19 protein-coding genes and 2 pseudogenes are annotated in these 19,788 nt (G+C 71.1%); 5 read left to right on the forward strand and 16 right to left on the reverse strand.

Annotation, left to right across the window (positions count from 1 at the left end):
- Nucleotides 1–73 precede the first annotated feature (73 nt).
- Both ABT137_RS24670 and ABT137_RS24675 read left to right on the forward strand, forming a co-directional pair.
- On the forward strand, nucleotides 74–1,315 hold the full coding sequence (locus ABT137_RS24670) for a DUF5919 domain-containing protein (RefSeq protein WP_351712365.1): 1,242 nt from the start codon (nucleotides 74–76) through the stop codon (nucleotides 1,313–1,315).
- Between the two features lie 115 nt (nucleotides 1,316–1,430).
- Nucleotides 1,431–2,150 carry a 3'-5' exonuclease gene (locus tag ABT137_RS24675; protein WP_351712367.1) on the forward strand — a complete coding sequence of 240 codons (720 nt, stop codon included), beginning with the start codon at nucleotides 1,431–1,433 and terminating at the stop codon, nucleotides 2,148–2,150.
- Between the two features lie 111 nt (nucleotides 2,151–2,261).
- Here ABT137_RS24675 and ABT137_RS24680 read toward each other — a convergent pair whose 3' ends face one another.
- Nucleotides 2,262–3,125 carry a phosphotransferase enzyme family protein gene (locus ABT137_RS24680; RefSeq protein WP_351712369.1) on the reverse strand — a complete coding sequence of 288 codons (864 nt, stop codon included), beginning with the start codon at nucleotides 3,123–3,125 and terminating at the stop codon, nucleotides 2,262–2,264.
- A gap of 292 nt (nucleotides 3,126–3,417) precedes the next feature.
- Nucleotides 3,418–3,525, reverse strand: a pseudogene (locus tag ABT137_RS24685) (transposase); the annotation flags it as partial.
- A gap of 31 nt (nucleotides 3,526–3,556) precedes the next feature.
- Between ABT137_RS24685 and ABT137_RS24690 the strand changes: the two are divergent.
- Nucleotides 3,557–3,757: pseudogene (locus ABT137_RS24690) on the forward strand (sugar ABC transporter substrate-binding protein); the annotation flags it as partial.
- A gap of 87 nt (nucleotides 3,758–3,844) precedes the next feature.
- Here the strand turns inward: ABT137_RS24690 and ABT137_RS24695 are convergent.
- Nucleotides 3,845–6,091, reverse strand: coding sequence for an MMPL family transporter (locus ABT137_RS24695; RefSeq protein WP_351712371.1), 2,247 nt, complete (start codon nucleotides 6,089–6,091; stop codon nucleotides 3,845–3,847).
- A gap of 394 nt (nucleotides 6,092–6,485) precedes the next feature.
- On the opposite strand from ABT137_RS24695, the gene ABT137_RS24700 reads away from it, so the two are divergent.
- Both ABT137_RS24700 and ABT137_RS24705 read left to right on the forward strand, forming a co-directional pair.
- The gene (locus tag ABT137_RS24700) at nucleotides 6,486–7,037 is read left to right on the forward strand and encodes a DUF1697 domain-containing protein (RefSeq protein WP_351712373.1); all 552 of its coding nucleotides are present in this window, start codon (nucleotides 6,486–6,488) and stop codon (nucleotides 7,035–7,037) included.
- Between the two features lie 59 nt (nucleotides 7,038–7,096).
- Nucleotides 7,097–8,107 (forward strand): ketopantoate reductase family protein, encoded by a 1,011-nt coding sequence (locus tag ABT137_RS24705; protein ID WP_351712375.1) that lies wholly within the window; start codon nucleotides 7,097–7,099, stop codon nucleotides 8,105–8,107.
- A gap of 190 nt (nucleotides 8,108–8,297) precedes the next feature.
- Here ABT137_RS24705 and ABT137_RS24710 read toward each other — a convergent pair whose 3' ends face one another.
- The 13 genes from ABT137_RS24710 to ABT137_RS24770 all read right to left on the reverse strand — a co-directional run bounded on the left by ABT137_RS24710 (nucleotide 8,298) and on the right by ABT137_RS24770 (nucleotide 19,768).
- Nucleotides 8,298–9,038: a sirohydrochlorin chelatase gene (locus tag ABT137_RS24710; protein ID WP_351712377.1), complete on the reverse strand. Its 741-nt coding sequence runs from the start codon at nucleotides 9,036–9,038 to the stop codon at nucleotides 8,298–8,300.
- A gap of 5 nt (nucleotides 9,039–9,043) precedes the next feature.
- A complete protein-coding gene (locus tag ABT137_RS24715) occupies nucleotides 9,044–9,922 on the reverse strand; it encodes an ABC transporter permease (protein ID WP_351712379.1) in 879 nt (292 codons plus the stop codon).
- A complete protein-coding gene (locus tag ABT137_RS24720) occupies nucleotides 9,909–10,694 on the reverse strand; it encodes an ABC transporter ATP-binding protein (RefSeq protein ID WP_351712381.1) in 786 nt (261 codons plus the stop codon). Before ABT137_RS24720 ends, ABT137_RS24715 begins: the two co-directional genes overlap by 14 nt.
- Before the next feature lie 35 nt (nucleotides 10,695–10,729).
- On the reverse strand, nucleotides 10,730–11,839 hold the full coding sequence (locus ABT137_RS24725; RefSeq protein WP_351712383.1) for an aliphatic sulfonate ABC transporter substrate-binding protein: 1,110 nt from the start codon (nucleotides 11,837–11,839) through the stop codon (nucleotides 10,730–10,732).
- A gap of 231 nt (nucleotides 11,840–12,070) precedes the next feature.
- Entirely contained in the window at nucleotides 12,071–13,408 is a 1,338-nt protein-coding gene (locus tag ABT137_RS24730) for a sulfate adenylyltransferase subunit 1 (RefSeq protein ID WP_351712385.1), read from the reverse strand.
- Between the two features lie 2 nt (nucleotides 13,409–13,410).
- On the reverse strand, nucleotides 13,411–14,349 hold the full coding sequence (cysD, locus tag ABT137_RS24735) for a sulfate adenylyltransferase subunit CysD (RefSeq protein ID WP_351712387.1): 939 nt from the start codon (nucleotides 14,347–14,349) through the stop codon (nucleotides 13,411–13,413).
- On the reverse strand, nucleotides 14,346–14,921 hold the full coding sequence (gene cysC / locus ABT137_RS24740; protein ID WP_351712389.1) for an adenylyl-sulfate kinase: 576 nt from the start codon (nucleotides 14,919–14,921) through the stop codon (nucleotides 14,346–14,348). The genes cysD and cysC overlap by 4 nt, the downstream gene beginning before the upstream one ends.
- Entirely contained in the window at nucleotides 14,918–15,628 is a 711-nt protein-coding gene (locus tag ABT137_RS24745) for a phosphoadenylyl-sulfate reductase (RefSeq protein ID WP_351712391.1), read from the reverse strand. Before ABT137_RS24745 ends, cysC begins: the two co-directional genes overlap by 4 nt.
- Entirely contained in the window at nucleotides 15,625–15,804 is a 180-nt protein-coding gene (locus ABT137_RS24750) for a hypothetical protein (protein ID WP_217546992.1), read from the reverse strand. The genes ABT137_RS24745 and ABT137_RS24750 overlap by 4 nt, the downstream gene beginning before the upstream one ends.
- A complete protein-coding gene (locus ABT137_RS24755) occupies nucleotides 15,801–17,498 on the reverse strand; it encodes a nitrite/sulfite reductase (protein ID WP_351712393.1) in 1,698 nt (565 codons plus the stop codon). The genes ABT137_RS24750 and ABT137_RS24755 overlap by 4 nt, the downstream gene beginning before the upstream one ends.
- Before the next feature lie 126 nt (nucleotides 17,499–17,624).
- Complete coding sequence (locus ABT137_RS24760) at nucleotides 17,625–17,708, reverse strand: putative leader peptide (protein ID WP_309500612.1); 84 nt, start codon at nucleotides 17,706–17,708, stop codon at nucleotides 17,625–17,627.
- 104 nt (nucleotides 17,709–17,812) lie between these two features.
- Complete coding sequence (locus tag ABT137_RS24765) at nucleotides 17,813–18,391, reverse strand: GNAT family N-acetyltransferase (RefSeq protein ID WP_351712395.1); 579 nt, start codon at nucleotides 18,389–18,391, stop codon at nucleotides 17,813–17,815.
- A 42-nt stretch (nucleotides 18,392–18,433) separates the two neighbouring features.
- Nucleotides 18,434–19,768: a hypothetical protein gene (locus tag ABT137_RS24770; RefSeq protein WP_351712397.1), complete on the reverse strand. Its 1,335-nt coding sequence runs from the start codon at nucleotides 19,766–19,768 to the stop codon at nucleotides 18,434–18,436.
- Nucleotides 19,769–19,788: the final 20 nt, after the last annotated feature.

Below are 19,788 nucleotides of genomic sequence, written 5' to 3' on the forward strand. Positions count from 1 at the left end.
CGACCACTCCCGGAGTACCCTTCCTTGATCGTTGGCACAGGGAGAGCTCGGGGGAGCGGAAGGCGGTGCACGGGTGGGCTCGGGAGGCCTGGAGCTGCCCCCTGGTGACGAGGGTCACGAGGGGAACTCCACAGACGTCCCGCCCGGCGCGGTGTCCCTGGCCCGGCCGATGGACGCCACGGGCTCCATCGGGCCGGAGCTGGAGTGGGACGCCGACGCCTGGCTGGAGGTGCGTACACGCGCCCAGCGGGCCGGCCGGGCCTACATCTGGCTGAACCTCGTCGAGCAGCGGATGCGTACGGTCGTGGCCGCCGTGCTGCGGCCCATCTACGAACCCGTCCACGGCGACGAGTGGGTGGTCGCCGCGGCCGGCCCGGCCGGCCAGGAATGGGTCCAGCGAGCGGTCGCCGTGCGCGAGGTCAGCCGCCGCAAGGGGTACCTGCTCGACCCCGCCGACGACAACGTGCTCAGCTTCCTCACCCTGCCCCAGCTGCGCGAGCTGATGGTGCAGCACTGGCCGTGCTTCGAGCCGTACTTCGACGAGCGCCGGGACGTCGAACTCGCCCTCGACGAGCTGGAGGTGACCCGCAACGTCGTCTCCCGCAACCGGGCGCTGTCCGGGGCCGTCCTCGACCAGGCCGAGCGCGCCTCCGCCCGGCTCCTGGAGATGCTCGGCGCGGGCGGCGACGTGCCCTCCGCGCGCCGGCTGCCGGTCGACGCCGTCGAGGACCTGGTCGGCGACCGCTACGCGGACGTCGTCGCCGTCCACCCCGACCGGGTCCGCCTCATGCGCCAGTTCCCGGCCGAGGACCTCTTCGGCGGCGCTCGCCGCCTGGACGCCATCGGCATCGGCCTCAACCTGCTCGTGCAGAACTTCTCCGGCCGCCGCCTGGTCCGCCTCGCCGAGACCGGCTGCCGGGTCCGCCTCCTCTTCCTCAACCCCGCCTCCAGCGCGGTCAAGCGCCGCGAACGCGAACTCGGGATGAAACGGGGCGAACTGGGCCGCTCGGTCGAGATGAACATCCTCCACATGCGCCGCGTCCGCTCCCGGCTCCGCGATCCGGACGCCTTCGAGATCCAGGTGTACGACGACACCCCCCGCTTCTCCGCCTACCTGGTCGACGGCGACGGCGCCGACGGCGTCGCGATCATCCAGTCCTATCTGCGCGGGGCGCGCGGGATGGAGTCACCCGTGCTGGTGCTCCGCAACGGCAGCAAGGTGGTCAAGTCGGACGACGTCGTGGAAACGGGTCTCTTCCCCACGTACCGCGAGGAGTTCGAGACGGCTTGGGCGGATTCGCGCCCGGTGTCCTGACGCACGTGCACGACGGCGACGCGGCGGTAAGCGGAACGCGGTCATCTGATTGTCAGTGGCGCATGCGAGGGTGGAGACCACTGGGGGAAAGCACCACCAAGAAGGGGGGCCGCCCATGGGCTGGCACCAGGAGCTCCTGATCGGCTTCGACCTGGAGACGACGGGTACGGATCCGCGCGAGGCACGGATCGTCACGGGGGCCGTGATCGAGGTCAGGGCCGGGCAGGAACTGGGCCGCCGCGAGTGGCTGGCGGATCCGGGCGTGGAGATCCCGGCCGACGCGGTGGCGGTGCACGGCATCAGTAACGAGCGGGCGGCGGCCGAGGGCAGACCGGCCGACCAGGTCGCCGACGCCCTCGCGGACGTCCTCACCGGCTACTGGAAGACCGGCGTCCCGGTCGTCGCCTACAACGCGACCTTCGACCTCACCCTGCTCTCGGCGGAACTGCGCCGGCACGGACTCCCGTCCCTCTCCGACCGCCTCGGCGGCCTCGACCCCGCGCCGGTCGTCGACCCGTACACCATCGACCGCTGGGTCGACCGCTACCGCCGGGGCAAGCGCAACCTGGAAGCGGTCTGCGCCGAGTACGGCATCACCCTCGCCGCGGCCCACAACGCCTCCGCCGACGCTCTCGCCGCGGCCCGCCTGGCCGGCGCGATAGCCGAGCGCCATCCGAAGATCGCGGCGCTGGGTCCGGCGGAGCTGCACCGGCGCCAGGTGGAGTGGTACGCGGAGTGGGCGGCGGACTTCCAGCAGTTCCTGCGCCGCAAGGGAGAGGCCGACGCGGTGGTGGACGGGGCGTGGCCGTTGCGGGAGCTGGCCGACGCCGTCTGAGTGCTGGGCTGGTTGCGTAGTTCGTTTGCCGCGGGCCGGTGGGGGCTGGGCGCGCCCACGCGGCGGAGCCGCACATCGACACAGCCCCGCGCCCCTTCGGTGCGCTGGTGCTCAGAAGGGATACCAGCGCACCGACGCGTCGCCCTCCCGTAGCGACGCCACCCGCCGTTCGAACTCGGCCAGCGCCTTGGGGTTGCTCGGCGCGTGCTGGGCGACCCACGCACAGCTGGCCGTCTCCCGGGCCCCGCGCAGCACGCCGCATCCCTCCCACTCACGCACGTCCCACCCGTAGGCCGTGACGAACGAGTCGTAGGCCTCGGCCGGCAACCCGTACCGGTCCCGGGACAGGGCCATCACCACCAGGTCGTGCTCACGCAGGTCCGAGGAGAAGGTCTCCAGGTCGACCAGGACCGGACCGTCCGGGCCGACGTGCACATTGCGGGGCAGCGCGTCCCCGTGGATCGGCCCCGGCGTCAGATGCGGCGTCAGCGCGGCCGCGGCCGCCGCGAAGCCGTCCCGGCGCTCGCGCAGATACGCCGCGTCGGCGGGGTCGATCGCAGCGCCGGCCAGCCGCAGCCAGCGCTCCACACCGCCCAGCAACTCGCGGGGCGGCAGGGCGAAGGGGGGAGCGGGCAGTGCGTGCACGATCCGCAGCAGTTCGGCCAGATCCCGTGGCTCGGCCGGCCGCACCGGATCCGGCAGCCGGTGCCACAGGGTCACCGGGTGCCCCTCGACGAGCAGCGCCTTCGGCTCGGCGGCGCGTACGGCCGGTACGTCCGCCTCCGCCAGCCATCCGGCGATCTCCAGTTCCCGCCGGGCCCGGTCGAGGAGCTCGGCGTCCCGGCCGACCTTCACCACCAGGTCCCCGGCGGCGAACACCGCGTTCTCCCCCAGGGCCAGGAGCGAGGCGCCGGCCGCCGCACCGGGCAGCACACCCGCCGCCGCCAGTACGTCCCGCGCCCTTGCCTCGTCCATGGTCCGCCTCCGTGTCCGTCCGCGACGCCCGCGTGTCCGTCGCTGTACGGGTGCACACGGCGTCGTCTTCTCGCCATCCGGCGGTCAGTCTCGCATCCAGGGAGGCCGGACCGGGTGCGCGGTGCCTTGACGGGCGTATCGCAGCGCAGTTGGCAGACGGCGACCTTCGGCGACGGCATCTACCTATGACCTTGCGCAGGGCTCTCCCGTTCACGGCGGAGGTGAAGGGCATCTCAATATTGCTCTGCCCACGGCTTCTCGGCGAGGATCTGCGCCGTTGACCTTGGTCAGGTCATACGGGGCGCTGCTGGTTCTCGATGTACCGGCGTACGACGGTCAGCGGTGCTCCGCCGCAGCTTCCGGCGAAGTACGAGCTGGACCAGAAATGTCCGCCCCGCAGGTACCGGCGTACGTGCGCGTCGTACTCCTTGCACGGCTGGGCCACCGGCACCGCCCTGGCCGGGCACCTCAGCCCGGCCCCCGCCCAGACGGTCCGGGGCTACCCCGAGTGGAAGGACAAGGTGGCCACCCCGGCCCTCCAGGAGTACTACAGCGGCGCCATCGGCCTCAACGAACTCCGCCACCGCCTGGAGAAGGACGGCAACCTGGTGCTGGCCCGCTACCAGCGCTGAGACGCACAAGGGACAGGGCCCGTTGGCTCCCCCGGAGACCAACGGACCCTGCGTCGAAGGGTGTCGCCGCACGTGTTGCCGCATGGCTCAGACCGGCAGCCGCTCCTGCTCGCCCCGCGCCACCGGCGCCCCGGCCTCCGGCGACTCGTCGTGCGTCAGGTCCGGCAGCCACCGCAGCCAGCTGGGCAGGTACCAGTTGCGCTCGCCGAGCAGGGCCATCACCGCCGGGAGCAGGACACCCCGGATGACGGTCGCGTCGATGAGGACCGCGGCCGCCAGGCCCACACCCATCTGCTTCATGGACTGCATGGACAGCGTGCCGAAGATCGCGAACACGGCGACCATGATGACGGCGGCGCTGGTCACGACCCCGGCCGTGGTGACCACGCCGTGCTGGATCGCGTCCCTGGTGGACCGGCCGCGCAGCCGGGCCTCACGGATCCGGGAGACCACGAACACGTGGTAGTCCATGGACAGGCCGAACAGGATCACGAAGAGGAACAGCGGCAGCCAGGTGACGATCGCGCCGACCCCCTCCGCGCCCACCAGCGACGCGCCCCAGCCGTGCTGGAAGACGGCGACGAGGATGCCGTAGGCGGCGCCCACCGAGAGCAGGTTGAGCAGGATCGAGGTGACCGCGACCGTCAGCGAGCGGAACGACAGCAGCATCAGGAGGAAGGCGAAGACGACCACGAAGGCGAAGACCGGGACGACCGAGCCGAGCAGCTGGTCGTTGAAGTCCTGGTTGCCCGCGACGTTGCCGGTGATGGGCGCCTGCACGCCGTCGACCTTGCCGAGCGTGGCCGGCCGTACCTCGTCGCGGAGCTTCTGCAGGCTCTTGCCGGCCTTGTCCAGGTCGGAGCCGCCGACCAGCGGCACGGTGATCAGGGCGACGTTCTGGGCGTCGTGCAGCTTGATGTCGACCGGGCCGCGCGAGGCGCCCGAGCTGATCGCCCGCTCCTTGAAGTCGGTCAGCGCCTGCCTGACCTCGGGGGCGTTGATGTCCGTCGCCCTGACGACCACCTCGGCGGGCTCGGAGCCGCCCGGGAAGGCCTGGTTGACGCGGTCGTAGGTCTGCACGATCGGCAGCGAGTTCCCGAACTCCTGGTCCAGGGTGAGCTGCGAGGTCTTCATGCCGAGGGCGGGCGCGGCGACCGCCAGAAGGGCGCCGACCGCGACGAGTACGGAGACCAGCGGCCTGGCGAGCACGCCCCGCAGCACGGCCGTCCAGAAGCGGCTCTCGGAAGGCCCGTGGGCCCGCTTGCGGCGGCGCAGGAACGGTATACGACCCTTCTCGACCCGGTGGCCCAGCAGGGAGAGCAGCGCGGGCAGCACGGTCACGGAGCCGACCATGGCGACCGCGACGACCATCAGGGAGGCCAGGCCCATCGCCTCGAACTCGGCGAGGCCGGTGAACAGCATGCCCGCCATCGCGACGCACACCGTGACGCCGGAGACGATGATCGCCCGTCCGCTGGTGGCGGCGGCGATCCGGAGCGCGGCGTCCGCACCCCGGCCGGCCTCCCGCTCCTCGCGCTCCCGGCGCAGGTAGAACAGGCAGTAGTCGACGCCGACCGCCATGCCGACCAGCAGCATCACGGAGTTGGCGGTGTCGCTCATCGGCTGCAGATGGCTGACCAGGCCCATCAGGCCCATCGTCGCCATGATCGCGGTGATCGCCAGACCTACCGGCAGCAGCGCGGCCACCAGCGCGCCGAAGGCGATCAGCAGGATGCCGAAGGCCACCGGCACGGCGGAGTACTCGGCCCGCTGGAAGTCCTTGCCGAAGGCGTCGGCGTACTGCTTGTTCATGCTGGCGCCGCCGATCTCCTCGATCCGCAGCGTGCCGTGCGCCTTCTGCGCCCCGGCCACCGCGTCGAGCACCGGCTCCACCCGGTCGCCGGCGGTCTCGGCGTCGCCGCGCATGTCGAACTGGACCAGCGCGCTACGGCCGTCCTTCGAGATCGTCCCGGTGACGTACGGCGATGTGACGTCCGTGACCTTGCCGGTGCCGTCGACGGCCTTCACGACATCGGTGACGGCGGCCCTGAAGGCGGTGTCCGTGGCCTTGACCGACGGGTCCTTGGACTGGATCAGGACCGTCTCGCTCGCCGGTTCCTTGATGCCCGCGTCGTCGATGATCTTCGCTGCGGTGTGGGTCTCGCCCTTGAGCTGGTCGCTCTCGTCGACGTCGACCCGGCCGGCCGCCGAGCCGAGCCCCATGGCCAGGACGACGAACAGCAGCCATATGCCGACGGCGGCCCAGCGGTGCCGGGCGCTCCAGCCGCCGGCCCGGGCGGCCAGCCCCCGCACCCGTGCTTCTCCGTTCCCCATGACGGGATCCATGACGGGAATGCCCCCTCGTGTGCGGTGACGGCCCCGGCCGCCACGATCTCTTCACGACTTCCCTCGTTCGATTCGAAGGTATGGGCCGGACAAGACCGACTCCTCGTGCTGCCCGGTGAAGTCCGGCGGCCGTCTCTCGTCGCCTGGGAGGATGTCGGGCCCTTACATCTATCCACCCATCTCGGGGGTGATGATCAGGGACGTCCGTTCCGACGACGCGGATCCTCTTTGTGATTGCGAAACCTTGTTGAACAAGTCACAGGTGCGTGTAGGAGTTGATCCGGACCGGTCCGATCGGCCAGAGTTTCGGGCAGCCCGGCTTGCCCGGCACGGCCGTCGTGCCAACCCCCACGGGGCACGACGGCCGTTCTAAGGTGTTCGAATGACGACGTATGCGGCGCTGCTGCGCGGGATCAACGTGGGCGGCAACAAGAAGCTCCCGATGGCCGAACTGCGCGCGCTCATGACCGGACTGGGGTACGACTCCGTCCGGACCTACCTGCAGAGCGGACAGGCCGTGTTCGCCACCGCCCACGGGGACGCCGACTCCCTGGCGGCCGAGCTGACCGGGGCGATCGAGGAGCGGTTCGGCTTCTCCGTCGACGTGCTCGTCCGCGACCACGCCTACCTGAAGGCGGTCGAGGCGGCCTGCCCGTTCCCGGCCGCCGACCTGACGGCCAAGCAGCTGCACGTCACGTACCTCTCCGCGCCGGTCACCGCGGAGCGCTACGCCGACATCGACCCGGCCGCCCACCTCCCCGAGGAGTTCCGGCTGGGCGACCGCGCCCTGTACCTGTACGCCCCGGACGGCCTCGGCCGCTCCAAGCTTGCCGAGGCGCTGTCCCGGCCCCGGATCCACAAGGGGCTGACCGCCACGACCCGGAACTGGAACACGGTGGTCAAACTGGTGGAGTTGACGGCCCCGGGAGCGTGACCGCCCGCCGCTGTGACCCTGCCCCGGGGACAGGGCGACGTCTGTGCGAGGCTCGTCCCATGCGCTACATCATCATCGGAGCAGGGGCCGTCGGCGGTGCGATCGGCGGGCGGCTGGCCGGCGCGGGACACGAGGTCGTCCTGGTGGCACGGGGCGCGCACCACGCGGCGCTGCGGACCGGCGGGCTGCGGCTGACGGTGCCGGACGGCGCGTACACGTACCGGCTCCAGGCCGTCACCGGGCCCGGGGAACTGGGCGAGCTGCGGGCGGACGACGTTCTCGTCCTCGCCGTCAAGGCACAGGACACCGTGACCGCCCTGCAGGCCTGGGGGCCGGCGCCGGTCGCGGGCGGTGGCACGGCGGCGCAGCGGCTGCCCCTGTTCTGCGCCCAGAACGGCGTGGAGGGCCAGCGGCTCGCCCTGCGCGTCTTCCGGCACGTCTACGGCGTCTGCGTCTGGCTGCCGTCGACCTTCGTGGAGCCGGGCGTCGTCTCCGCGGGCGGCGCCCCCCTCACCGGCATGCTGCACCTGGGCCGCCATCCGCACGGCGTCGACGGGACCGCCCGGCTGGTCGCCGCCGACCTGGAGAAGTCCCACTTCGAGGCGCCGGTCGTACCCGACGTGGCGCGCTGGCAGTACGCGAAGCTGCTCTCCAATCTCGGCAACGCCGTGGAGGCGGTCGCCGGGTCCATCGCCGACGACGACGCCGCAACGCTGTTCGCGAGAGTGCGCGCCGAGGGCGAGGCCGTGCTCGACGCCGCCGGGATCGCCCACGCGAGCGTCGAGGAGCAGAAGAAGGTACGCGGCCACAAGGTGGACCTGGTCCCGCTGGCGGGCGCCCCGCGCGGCGGCGGCTCCTCCTGGCAGTCCCTCAGCCGTGGCACCGGCACCATCGAGGCCGACTACCTCAACGGCGAGATCGCCCTGCTGGGCCGCCTGCACGGCGTTCCCACCCCGCTCAACGACCTCCTGCAGCACCTCGCCAACACCTTCGCACGCGAGCGCCGGGCACCCGGCTCGATGCCGGTCGGGGAACTCGCCCGGCTCGCCGACGAGGCCGCAGCCGCCTGATCAACTGCCGGGCAGGGACGAGTCGTTGGGCATCCGGGTCGGTAAAGGCCCAGGTGTGACACGTTCGTCGGACGCGACGCAGAAGTAAGTGCCGGCCACGGTGTGACGCTCGCGAGCGCCCGCCGCAGGTCGGCTTGTTCGCGGTCCGACGGACAGGGGAGCGCCGGACCGCGAACACCAAGCCCGTCGTTCAGGCCCCCACGGCCGCCAGGGCCGGGGTGCGTGCCGCGTCGTACCGCTCCAGCAGCACCCGCGCCACCTCCGGCGCCGGGCCGAGCACCTCGGCCAGCACGTCCGCCTCCGCCGCGCCCCGCGCGATCCGGTCCGGCAGGAAGCCGGGAGCGAGGACGTACGGGGCCACCGCGACCCGGGCGCAGCCCAGCTCCCGGAGCTCGCGTACCGCGTCCTCGGTGCGGGGGAGGGACGCGGAGGCGAAGGCGGGCCGCACGGCGCACCAGCCGGTGCGCCGCCACTCCCGCGCGAGACGTGCGATCACCGCGATCGCCTCCGGGTCGGAGGACCCCGCCGAGGCCAGCACGACCCCGGTCGAGGACTTGTCGGCGGGGGTCAGCCCCGCCTCGTACAGCCGTCGTTCCAGGGCCGACAGGAGCAGCGGCGAGGGGCCCAGCACCTCCGCCTGCCGGATCCGCAGCCGAGGCGGCGCGTCCCGCAGCACCGCCGGGATGTCCGCCTTCGCGTGGAAGGCACGCGTCAACAGCAGGGGGAGGGCCACGACGTCACGGACGCCCTCCGCCGCCAGGGACTCCAGCACCCCGTGCACGGACGGGATGTTGAAGTCCAGGAAGCCCGTCTCCACGCGCAGCCCGGGCCGCAGCGACCGTACCCGGCGCACCAGGGCGTGGACGGTCGCGGCGTGCCGCGGGTCGCGGCTGCCGTGGGCGATGACGAGGAGAACGGGCTTCGTACGCATGGACCTCAGCTCTTCACCAGCAGGCCACGGCTGCGCAGCACCCACCGCTCCAGCGGACTGAAGATCAGCAGGTCGATCGCGATGCCGACGAACAGGATCAGGATGATGGCCTCGAACACCATCGCCATGTCGCTGGCGGTGCGCGCGTTCTCCAGGAGCTGGCCGAGGCCCACGCCGAGGTCCGGGAAGCTCGCGATGATCTCCGCCGCCATCAGCGAGCGCCAGGAGAACGCCCAGCCCTGCTTCAGACCCGCCACATAGCCGGGCATGGCGGCCGGCAGCACGACGTGCCAGATGCCCTTGACGCCGGTCGCGCCCATCGTGCGCCCGGCCCGCAGGAACAGCGGCGGCACCTGGTCGACGCCGGACACCAGGCCGTTGGCGATGGAGGGGACCGCGCCGAGCAGGATCACGGCGTACATCATCGAGTTGTTCAGGCCCAGCCAGATCACGGCCGGCGGCACCCACGCCACCGACGGCAGCGACTGGAGGCCGGACAGGATCGGGCCGATCGCCGCGCGCACGAACCTCACCCGCGCCACCAGCAGACCCAGCGGGGTGCCGATGAGGAGAGCGAAGAGGAAGCCGAGCAGACCGCGGCTGACGCTGGTCCAGATGTAGCCGAGCAGGTCGCCCTTGAGCCAGGCGTCCTTGAACGCGTCGCCGACCGCTGCCGGCGAGGGCAGCTTGGACGGGTCGTCGACGACCGGGACCAGGAGTGTCCAGACCACGAGGACCACGGCGAGCGCGATGATCGGGGGCAGGATCTTGCTGGTGAAGGTCTGGCGGAGGGTCGGGCGGCTGGTGGCCGTCGTCTCCAGGGCGTCGAGGCCGGCCTCGACACTTCCGGCGTCCTTGGCCGGCGTCGTCTCAGTGCTGGCCATGACGGCGGATCTCCCCACGCAGTACATCGGTGATCTCAAGGGACAGTTCGGCCACCGGCGCGTCCTCGATGCGGCGCGGCTGCGGTATGCCGACCTCCCACTCGCGGGCTATCCGGCCCGGCCGGGACGACAGCAGGATCACCCGCTGGGCGAGCCGTACCGCCTCGCGCACGTTGTGCGTGACGAACAGGACGGAGACCCCCGTCTCCTCCCAGATCCGGGTCAGCTCGTCGTGCAGCACGTCCCGGGTGATGGCGTCCAGGGCCGAGAACGGCTCGTCCATCAGCAGCAGTCTGCTCTCCTGGGCGAGCGAACGGGCCAGGGCGGCCCGCTGGCGCATACCGCCGGACAGCTCGTGGACGCGCTTGCCGTACGCGCCCTTCAGCCGGACCAGTTCGAGCAGCTGCTCGGCCTTGTCCCGGCGGTCGTTCTTGGGAACCCCCCTGAGCTTCAGGGCGAGTTCGATGTTCTTGCCCGCGGTCAGCCACGGGAAGAGGGCGTGCTCCTGGAACATCAGGGCGGGCCGCCCGTCCGTCGCGATGGAGCCCGCGGTGGGCCGGTCGAGCCCCGCCACCAGGTTCAGCAGCGTGGACTTGCCGCAGCCCGAGGCCCCCAGGAGGGTGACGAACTCGCCCGGCGCGACATCGAGGGTGATGTCGTCCAGGACGAGCTGCTGCCCGCCCGGAGTCGCGAAGGACTTCGAGACATGCTCAAGGCGTGCCGCGTACTCGACCGACTCGTCGGCCTTGGCGAGTGTCGTGGTCGTGGCCATGGTCGTCACCTCCTGGGATCTCGTCGGGACCGGGGTCAGCTGCTGCCGAGACCGGCGGCGTCGACCGGGCTCTGGCCGTCGGCCTTCAGCACCTTGTTGAGGATCGTCAGGTCGTAGATGTTCTTCAGCAGCGGGTCGGTGAGCAGACCGGCCTTGACGGCGTGCTGGGCCTCGGTGTTGAGGGTGGAGGCCAGCGGGTCGTCGGTGAACCTGATCGACGACCAGGCCGAGTTCAGGACGTCGTCGGGCAGCGCCTTGCCGGAGTCGACCGCCAGCTGCTTGTTGGCCGAGGCCTTCGCCGCGTCCGGGTTGGCGTTGATCCACTTGTTGGTCTCGACCGAGCCCTTGAGGACCGCCTCGACGACCTTCGGGTGCTCCTTGAGGAACTTCTGCGACACGATGATGTTCGTGATCACGAACTTCTTGTCGGGCCACAGCGTGGACTCGTCGAGCAGCACCTTGCCGCCCTCGGCGACCAGCTTGGACGCGGTCGGCTCCGGCACCCAGGCGCCGTCGATGGAACCGGCCTTGAAGGCGTCCGGGGTGATCTTGTTGTCGGTGCGGACGACCGTGACGTCACCCTTGCCGCTCTGCGCGTCGACCTTCCAGCCCTGGTCGGCGATCCAGTTGAGGAACGCCACGTCCTGCGTGTTGCCCAGCTGAGGCGTCGCGATCTTCTTGCCCTTGACGTCCGCCAGCGACTTGATCTTCTTCGGGTTGACGACCAGCTTGACGCCACCGGACGCCGAACCGCCGATGATCTTCAGGTCGGTGCCGTTGGACTTGGTGTAGCCGTTGATCGACGGGGAGGGGCCGATCCAGCCGATGTCGATGGAGCCGGAGTTGAGCGCCTCGATCTCGGAGGGGCCCGCGTTGAAGATCGCGTACTTCGCCTTGGTGGCGCCGAGCTCCTTCTGGAAGAAGCCCTTCTGGTTGCCGACCAGCGCGGTCGCGTGGGTCAGGTTGCCGAAGTAGCCGATCTTGACGGTGTCGAGGCCCTCGATCTTCTTGGCCCCGGCGGCGACCTTGGTGGTGTCGCTCTTGTCGGAGTCCGACCCGTACCCGCAGGCGGCGAGCGTGAGCAGGGGGAGTGCGGCGAGCGCGGCTATGCCGCGGCGCAGGAGCTTGGAGCGGTTGGCAGGCACGGGAGGCTTTCCTCTCGTTGGCCCGGCGGTCACGGTCTCTCAGGTCGTGGCCGGGAGGTCGGCAGGTCTTCGTCGCATCCGGGACGGCGGGTGGGGGGCCAGGGCGCGCAGGCAGTGCGCGTACGTCATCGCGCACATCGCGCCACCCCGCCCTGCCCGCTCCCGAGGTCGCCGCTGCCGACGCGGCCGCCCTCCTTCGCGAACGTCGAGTAGACGTCGGTCATCGTCATGTCAGAAGTCCCAGCCGTCGTCTTCGGTCTCGTCCTTGACCGGCTCGGGGGAGGCGAACGACTCGCCGACCATGCCCGCGGTGAGCGTGGTGCCGTCGGCGGGGTCGATCAGGATGAACGAGCCGGTGCGGCGCGAGTCGGCGTAGGAGTCGACCGGCAGCGGCTCGGCGGTACGGATCTTCACCCGGCCGATGTCGTTGGCGACGAGCTGTCCCGGGTGCGGGTGCAGGGACAGGTCGTCGAGCGTGAGGCGGGACGGGATGTCCTTGACGACCGCCTTGACCGTGCGGGTGCCGTGCTTGAGCAGCACCCGGTGCCCGACGGTCAGCGGCTGGTCGGCGACGTGGCAGACGGTCGCCTCGACGTCCTGGGTGGTCGCCGGGGCGTCCTTCGTCGGGACGATCAGGTCGCCGCGCGAGACGTCGATGTCGTCGGTGAGCAGGAGGGTCACCGACTGCGTCGTCCAGGCCGCGTCGACCGGCTCGCCGAGCAGGTCGATCCCGGAGACCGTCGTGGTACGGCCGGACGGCAGGACCGTGACCGCCTCGCCGACGTGGAAGGTACCGGCCGCGATCTGGCCGGCGTAGCCCCGGTAGTCCGGGTGCTCGGCGGTCTGCGGGCGGATCACGTACTGCACGGGCAGCCGGGCGTGGCAGTGCGCCAGGTCGTGGCTGACCGGGACGGTCTCCAGGTGCTCCAGGACGGTCGGGCCGCCGTACCAGTCCATGTGCGCGGACGGCTCCACGACGTTGTCGCCTACGAGCGCCGAGATCGGGATCGCGGTGACCTCGGGGACGCCCAGCTCGGTCGCGTACGCCGTGAACTCCTCGGCGATCCCCGCGAAGATCGGCTCCTGGTAGTCGACCAGGTCCATCTTGTTGACGGCGAGGACGACGTGCGGGACGCGCAGCAGGGCGGCGATGGCGGCGTGCCGGCGGGTCTGCTCGACGACGCCGTTGCGGGCGTCGACCAGGACCACGGTCAGCTCGGCGGTGGAGGCGCCGGTGACCATGTTGCGGGTGTACTGCACGTGGCCCGGGGTGTCGGCGAGGATGAACCGGCGCTTGGGGGTGGCGAAGTAGCGGTAGGCCACGTCGATGGTGATGCCCTGCTCGCGTTCCGCGCGCAGGCCGTCGGTGAGGAGGGCGAGGTCGGGGGCGTCCTGGCCGCGCGAGGCGGACGCGCGCTCGACGGCCTCCAGCTGGTCGGTGAGGACCGACTTGGAGTCGTGCAGCAGCCGTCCGACGAGGGTGGACTTGCCGTCGTCGACGGAGCCCGCGGTCGCGAACCGCAGCAGGGTCGTCTCGGCGAGGCCGAGTTCCGTGGTGCTGGTGCTCATGCTTAGAAGTACCCCTCGCGCTTGCGGTCTTCCATCGCGGCCTCGGAGAGCTTGTCGTCGGCACGCGTCGCGCCGCGCTCGGTGAGCCGGGAGGCGGCGATCTCGGCGATCACCTTCTCGATGTCGTCGGCGTCGGAGTCCACCGCGCCGGTGCAGGACATGTCACCGACGGTCCGGTAGCGCACCTGCCGCTTCTCGACGGTCTCGCCGTCCTTCGGCCCGCCCCACTCGCCGCCGGTCAGCCACATCCCGCCCCGCATGAACACCTCGCGCTCGTGCGCGAAGTAGATCTGCGGGAGTTCGATCTCCTCGCGGGCGATGTACTGCCAGACGTCCAGCTCGGTCCAGTTGGACAGCGGGAAGACGCGGACGTGCTCGCCGGGGGCGTGCCGGCCGTTGTAGAGGTTCCACAGCTCGGGGCGCTGGCGGCGGGGGTCCCACTGGGAGAACTCGTCGCGGAGGGAGAAGACGCGTTCCTTTGCGCGGGCCTTCTCCTCGTCGCGGCGGCCGCCGCCGAAGACGGCGTCGAACTTCTCGTTCTGGATCTTCTCGGTGAGCGGAAGCGTCTGGAGCGGGTTGCGGGTGCCGTCGGGGCGTTCGCGCAGCACACCGCGGTCGATGTAGTCCTGTACGGAGGCCACATGGAGGCGCAGCCCATGTGCGGTCACCACACGGTCCCGGTATTTGAGGACTTCGGGGAAGTTGTGTCCGGTGTCCACGTGCAGCAGGGAGAAGGGGATCGCGGCAGGGGCGAACGCCTTGAGGGCGAGGTGGAGCATGACGATGGAGTCCTTGCCGCCGGAGAACAGGATCACCGGCCGTTCGAACTCGCCCGCCACCTCGCGGAAGATGTGGACCGCCTCGGACTCCAGCGCGTCCAGGTGCGACAGGGCGTACGGGGTGCCCGTGCCCTCCCCGTGCGCCGCCACGGTCGTCGTCATGCCAGTCCCTTCCCGCTCAGCAGGGCGTGCACGGACGCCGCGGACTCCTGCACGCTCTGGTGCTGCGACTCGATCCGCAGATCGGGGGTCTCGGGCTCCTCGTACGGGTCGTCGACCCCGGTCAGCCCGGTCAGCTCACCCGCTGCCTGCTTGGCGTACAGACCCTTCACGTCGCGTACGGAGCACACCTCGACCGGGGTCGCCACGTGCACCTCGACGTACGCGGTGCCGTTCTCCTCGTGGCGCTTGCGCACCGCGTCGCGGCTGTCCACGTAGGGGGCGATCACTGGGACGAGCGCCTTGACGCCGTTGCGGGCCAGCAGTTCGGCGACGAAGCCGATGCGCTGCACGTTCGTGTGCCGGTCCTCGCGGCTGAAGCCGAGGCCCGCCGAGATGAACTCGCGGATCTCGTCGCCGTCGAGTACCTCGACGAGGTGGCCCTCCTCGCGCAGCCGGGCGGCCAGCTCGTACGCGATGGTGGTCTTGCCGGCGCTCGGCAGACCCGTGAGCCAGACGGTGGCTCCGGTCGTCACGTTGTTCTCCTGGTTCGTCGAAAGCCCGGTGGTCGTCATCCGTGCAGTCCGCACTCGGTCTTGGCGCGCCCGGCCCAGCGGCCGGCACGCGCGTCCTCGCCCTCCAGCACCCGGCGGGTGCAGGGGGCGCAGCCGACGGAGGTGTAGCCGTCCATCAGCAAGGGGTTGGTCAGTACGCCGTGTTCGGCGACGTAGGCGTCCACGTCGTCCTGGGTCCAGCGGGCGATCGGGGAGATCTTGACCTTCTGCCGCTTCTCGTCCCAGCCGACGACCGGGGTGTTCGCCCGGGTCTCCGACTCGTCGCGGCGCAGTCCGGTCGCCCAGGCGGCGTAGTTCTTCAGGCCCCGCTCCAGCGGCTGGACCTTGCGGAGCCTGCAGCACAGGTCGGGATCGCGGTCGTGCAGCTTGGGGCCGTACTCCGCGTCCTGCTCGGCGACGGTCTGGCGCGGGGTGAGGGTGATGACGTTGACGTCCATCACGGCCTCGACCGCGTCCCGGGTGCCGATGGTCTCCGGGAAGTGGTAGCCGGTGTCGAGGAAGACGACGTCCACGCCCTTCTGGACACGTGACGCAAGGTGGGCCACCACGGCGTCCTCCATGGAGGAGGTCACGCAGAAGCCCTTGCCGAAGGTGTCCACCGCCCACTGGAGGATCTCCAGCGCGGAGGCGTCCTCCAGATCGCGGCCGGCCTGCTCGGCCAGCGCCTTCAATTCGTCGGTCGTACGGTCTTCCTGAGCCGTGGTCATATCTGTTCCCCTCCAGCTTCGGAGTGCTTCAGTCCCCGGGCGAGCAGCCCGAGGAACTTCAGCTGGAATGCGCGGTTGCAGGCCGCGCATTCCCAGGCGCCGTGGCCCTGCTCGTTCGGACGCAGGTCCTCGTCACCGCAGTAGGGGCAGTAGAAGGGGGCGGCCCGCTCGCTCATGAGAGGGCCTCCTCGCCGGCGCGGGCGGCCCAGGCGGCGAACCGCTCGCCGTCCTCGCGCTCCGCCTGGAAACGCCTGAGCACCCGCTCGACGTAGTCCGGCAGCTCTTCCGAGGTCACCTTGAGACCACGGACCTTGCGGCCGAACCCGGCCTCCAGGCCGAGGGCGCCGCCCAGGTGCACCTGGAAGCCCTCGACCTGCTCGCCCGCGTCGTTCAGGACCAGCTGGCCCTTGAGACCGATGTCCGCGACCTGGATACGGGCGCAGGCGTTCGGGCAGCCGTTGATGTTGATGGTGAGCGGTTCGTCGAACTCGGGCAGCCGGCGCTCCAGCTCGTCGATCAGGGTGGAGCCGCGCTGCTTGGTCTCGACGATCGCGAGCTTGCAGTACTCGATGCCGGTGCAGGCCATGGTGCCGCGCCGGAACGAGGACGGCCGGGCGGTCAGGTCCAGCGCCTCCAGGGCCTCGACCAGCGACTCGACCTGGTCCTCCGTGACATCGAGGACGATCATCTTCTGCTCGACGGTGGTTCGCACCCGGCCGGAGCCGTGCGCCTCGGCGAGGTCCGCGATCTTCGCCAGGGTGGCGCCGTCCACCCGGCCGACGCGCGGGGCGAACCCGACGTAGAAGTTGCCGTCCTGCTGCCGGTGCACACCGACGTGGTCCCGCCAGCGCGACACGGGCTCGGCCGGCGCGGGGCCGTCGACGAGCTTCCGCTGGAGGTACTCGTCCTCCAGGATCTGGCGGAACTTCTCCGCGCCCCAGTCGGCGACCAGGAACTTCAGCCGGGCGCGGGTGCGCAGCCGCCGGTAGCCGTAGTCCCGGAAGATGCCGATGACACCGGCCCAGACGTCCGGGACCTCGGCCAGCGGCACCCAGGCGCCGAGCCGGACGCCGATCTTCGGGTTGGTGGACAGGCCGCCGCCGACCCACAGGTCGAAGCCGGGGCCGTGCTCGGGGTGCTCGACACCGACGAACGCGATGTCGTTGATCTCGTGCACCACGTCGAGCAGCGGCGAGCCGGAGATCGCGGACTTGAACTTGCGCGGCAGGTTGGAGAACTCCTTGCTGCCGATGTACCGCTTGTTGATCTCGTCGATCGCCCAGCTGCCGTCGATGATCTCGTCCTCGGCGATGCCGGCCACCGGCGAGCCGATGACGACACGCGGGGTGTCGCCGCACGCCTCGGTGGTCGACAGGCCGACCGCCTCCAGGCGCTGCCAGATCTCCGGCACGTCCTCGATGCGGATCCAGTGCAGCTGGATGTTCTGCCGGTCGGTGACGTCCGCGCTGCCCCGGGCGAACTCCTGCGAGATCTCGCCGATCACCCGCAGCTGCTGCGTGGTCAGCCGGCCGCCGTCGATGCGCACCCGCAGCATGAAGTACTTGTCGTCCAGCTCCTCCGGCTCCAGGATGGCGGTCTTGCCGCCGTCGATGCCGGGCTTGCGCTGCGTGTACAGGCCCCACCAGCGCATCCGTCCGCGCAGGTCGTTGGGGTCGATCGAGTCGAAGCCGCGCTTGGAGTAGATCGTCTCAATGCGTGTCCGCACATTGAGACCGTCATCGTCCTTCTTGAACTGTTCGTTGCCGTTGAGCGGGGTGAAGTGACCCATAGCCCACTGACCCTCGCCGCGGTGACGGCTCACCTTGCGGCGGGGCGCGGAGGCGGCAGGGTTCTGCGGGGTGGCGGCCATGGCGATATACGTCCTTCGGACAGGTGGGAAGCGGCTCTGACCTGCGCCTGCGGGCGCATACGGGCACAGGTGCGCAACGTTGCGCGAGGAGAGGTCTGGACAGGGCGGCGCGGCGGTGCTGTGCTCTCAGCCTGCCGGACAGATGGCGCTGGACATGCGGCCGAGGTCGACGTGCCGCCGACTCACCAAGGCAATTCCAGTTCCAGACATGACGGAAGCGTGTCACGCGGATCTCCGGCCAGTCCACCATCGTCCGCGATTCGGACTAATCTATTCTGAATAGTGAGACAGAGTGTTGTGGGTCACGCCGGGTTTCACGCGGTGGTGTGCGCCCCGGGCCACGGTCCGGGCGCCGAGACGTCCGGTTCCTCCTCGACCTTCGTGTCGAAGAGCCGGAACCCCCGGCGCTGATAGTTCGCCATCGCGTGCTCGCCGTCCAGACTGCACGTGTGCAGCCACACACGCTTCGTCGGCGGCCGTCCGTCCCACCGCTCCGCCAGGTCCCAGGCGCGCGCGGCGCCGTACGAGAGCAGGTGACCGCCGATGCGGCGGCCCCGGAAAGCCGGGAGCAGACCGAAGTAGACGATCTCCACCACACCGTCGTCCTGCGGTTCGAGTTCCACGTAGCCCGCCGGGGTGCCCCGGTCGTATGCGACCCAGGTCTCCACGCCCGTCCGCGCCAGGTGCTGCTGCCAGCGGGCGTGGCTCCAGCCCAGCCGGTCGGTCCAGCGGATGTCACCGCCGACCGAGGCGTACAGGAAGCGGCTGAACTCGGGGGAGGGGACCTCGGCGCGGACGATCCCGACCGTGTCGCCGTCCGGGGCGGCGGCGGGCAGGAGGTCGGCCGGGGAGGTCTGCTCCAGGGACCAGGTGGTCACGACGATGCTGCTCATGGGGCCAGGCAATCATCCCGGCCCCGGACATGTCGACGGCCGTTATCCGAGTGACGCGTCGATCGAGCGCAGCGGCACGGAGAACAGCATGCGGTCCGTGACCGACCACACCTCTCCGGTGTCGGGCGCGTAGGAGAGCGAGCCGGTGCCCTCGGCCCAGCAGCGGTGCGAGGCGTCCGAGCCGCAGCTGGCTCCGTCCGCGCCCTTGGTGTCCTGCCGCCAGAGGCTGCCGTGCCCGTCCATGGCGCCGGGCAGGTGCCCGACGTACCACTCGGAGTCCGTCGCGCCCGGCGGCCGGTACGACAGGACGCCCCGGATCTCCGAGGCCCCGGTCCGGTACGCCTCGATCGCGTCCGCCCGGCCGTGGGCGTCGGTGGCGAGCAGTCCGTCACGCTTCGGGTTCTCGTCGAACGCGTACCGCCACAGCCGGGCGTGCTGGTCGCTGTCGGCGGGCGTCCACTCGCCGAGCACCAGGCTGTCCGGGGCCGTCCCCCGGTCCACGGAGAGCGCGCTCGGACAGGGCGCTCCGGTCCGCGAGCAGGCCCCGGCGGTGAAGCGGTACGAGCCCACGGCCGGCATCACGTACCGGAAGCCGTCGGCCGACCAGCCGCCGGACACCCGGCCGACCGCGTCGGTCAGCACCGAGGTGCGCTGGATGCGGTTCAGGTCGTAGACGTAGAGCGCGTCGGCACTGCCCTGGACGGTGGTGACCAGGAGCTTGTCCCCGTACCAGGCCATGCCGGAGATCTGCGAGGCCAGGCCCCGGTAGTCGCTGCCGTCGGCGCTGGGCACGGTCAGCAGGACCCAGGAGTAGGAGGGGTGGGCCGGGTCGTTCGCGTTGATCACCGCGACCCTGGCCAGGTCCCGGGAGGCGGCGGGGCCGGTGGAGGTGCTGTGCGTCCAGCCGGCCAGGACGACGCGGTTGGCGCCCCACAGCCCGTCGTCGTCCGCCTCCGAGGAGGTGGTCACCGAGGCCGGCCGCCAGTCGTCGGTGAGGGTGTCGGTGGGGTCCCAGCAGTACGCGTCGGTGGCGTCCGGGGTGACCGGCAGCGAGTCCCGGTCGTCGGAGTCGCAGTCGGCCGCCTCGCGCAGGGTGTGATCGGACTCGGCCAGCACGTCGGCCACCCCGACCGTGCCGCCCATCGCCGAGGCGAGCCGGTCCAGCGAGCGGTGCGGAACGAGGTGCTCCCGGAGCTGCAGCCGGGCGGTGTCGGCGGTGGAGGTCAGCGGCTTCAGCGCGCCCGGGTCCTCGGCGACCGTGGCCTGCGAGGCGCTGACGATCGTGGCCGCCGCGGTGAGCGCCAGCGCGGTGCCTGCCAGGGCAGCGCGCAGGGCCGCACCCCGTCTGCGCCGCCGGTGTCTGCCGCGATGCTTCATGTGTCCTCCCGAGGCGGGCC

It is taken from the genome of Streptomyces sp. NPDC001980 (assembly GCF_040296885.1).
GTDB lineage: Bacteria > Actinomycetota > Actinomycetes > Streptomycetales > Streptomycetaceae > Streptomyces.

What these genes read in the sequence shown, in the direction of transcription:
- ABT137_RS24680 (WP_351712369.1), bottom strand. Translation starts at nt 3,125, where the DNA reads ATGGACGAGGCAAGGGCGCGGGACGTACTGGCGGCGGCGGGTGTGCTG.
- cysD (WP_351712387.1), bottom strand. Translation starts at nt 14,349, where the DNA reads ATGACGACGACCGTGGCGGCGCACGGGGAGGGCACGGGCACCCCGTAC.
- ABT137_RS24750 (WP_217546992.1), bottom strand. Translation starts at nt 15,804, where the DNA reads ATGAGCGAGCGGGCCGCCCCCTTCTACTGCCCCTACTGCGGTGACGAG.
- ABT137_RS24770 (WP_351712397.1), bottom strand. Translation starts at nt 19,768, where the DNA reads ATGAAGCATCGCGGCAGACACCGGCGGCGCAGACGGGGTGCGGCCCTG.
- ABT137_RS24695 (WP_351712371.1), bottom strand. Translation starts at nt 6,091, where the DNA reads ATGGGGAACGGAGAAGCACGGGTGCGGGGGCTGGCCGCCCGGGCCGGC.
- ABT137_RS24720 (WP_351712381.1), bottom strand. Translation starts at nt 10,694, where the DNA reads ATGGCCACGACCACGACACTCGCCAAGGCCGACGAGTCGGTCGAGTAC.
- ABT137_RS24745 (WP_351712391.1), bottom strand. Translation starts at nt 15,628, where the DNA reads ATGACCACGGCTCAGGAAGACCGTACGACCGACGAATTGAAGGCGCTG.
- ABT137_RS24765 (WP_351712395.1), bottom strand. Translation starts at nt 18,391, where the DNA reads ATGAGCAGCATCGTCGTGACCACCTGGTCCCTGGAGCAGACCTCCCCG.
- ABT137_RS24730 (WP_351712385.1), bottom strand. Translation starts at nt 13,408, where the DNA reads ATGAGCACCAGCACCACGGAACTCGGCCTCGCCGAGACGACCCTGCTG.
- cysC (WP_351712389.1), bottom strand. Translation starts at nt 14,921, where the DNA reads ATGACGACCACCGGGCTTTCGACGAACCAGGAGAACAACGTGACGACC.
- ABT137_RS24755 (WP_351712393.1), bottom strand. Translation starts at nt 17,498, where the DNA reads ATGGCCGCCACCCCGCAGAACCCTGCCGCCTCCGCGCCCCGCCGCAAG.
- ABT137_RS24760 (WP_309500612.1), bottom strand. Translation starts at nt 17,708, where the DNA reads ATGTCTGGAACTGGAATTGCCTTGGTGAGTCGGCGGCACGTCGACCTC.
- ABT137_RS24675 (WP_351712367.1), top strand. Translation starts at nt 1,431, where the DNA reads ATGGGCTGGCACCAGGAGCTCCTGATCGGCTTCGACCTGGAGACGACG.
- ABT137_RS24700 (WP_351712373.1), top strand. Translation starts at nt 6,486, where the DNA reads ATGACGACGTATGCGGCGCTGCTGCGCGGGATCAACGTGGGCGGCAAC.
- ABT137_RS24705 (WP_351712375.1), top strand. Translation starts at nt 7,097, where the DNA reads ATGCGCTACATCATCATCGGAGCAGGGGCCGTCGGCGGTGCGATCGGC.
- ABT137_RS24710 (WP_351712377.1), bottom strand. Translation starts at nt 9,038, where the DNA reads ATGCGTACGAAGCCCGTTCTCCTCGTCATCGCCCACGGCAGCCGCGAC.
- ABT137_RS24715 (WP_351712379.1), bottom strand. Translation starts at nt 9,922, where the DNA reads ATGGCCAGCACTGAGACGACGCCGGCCAAGGACGCCGGAAGTGTCGAG.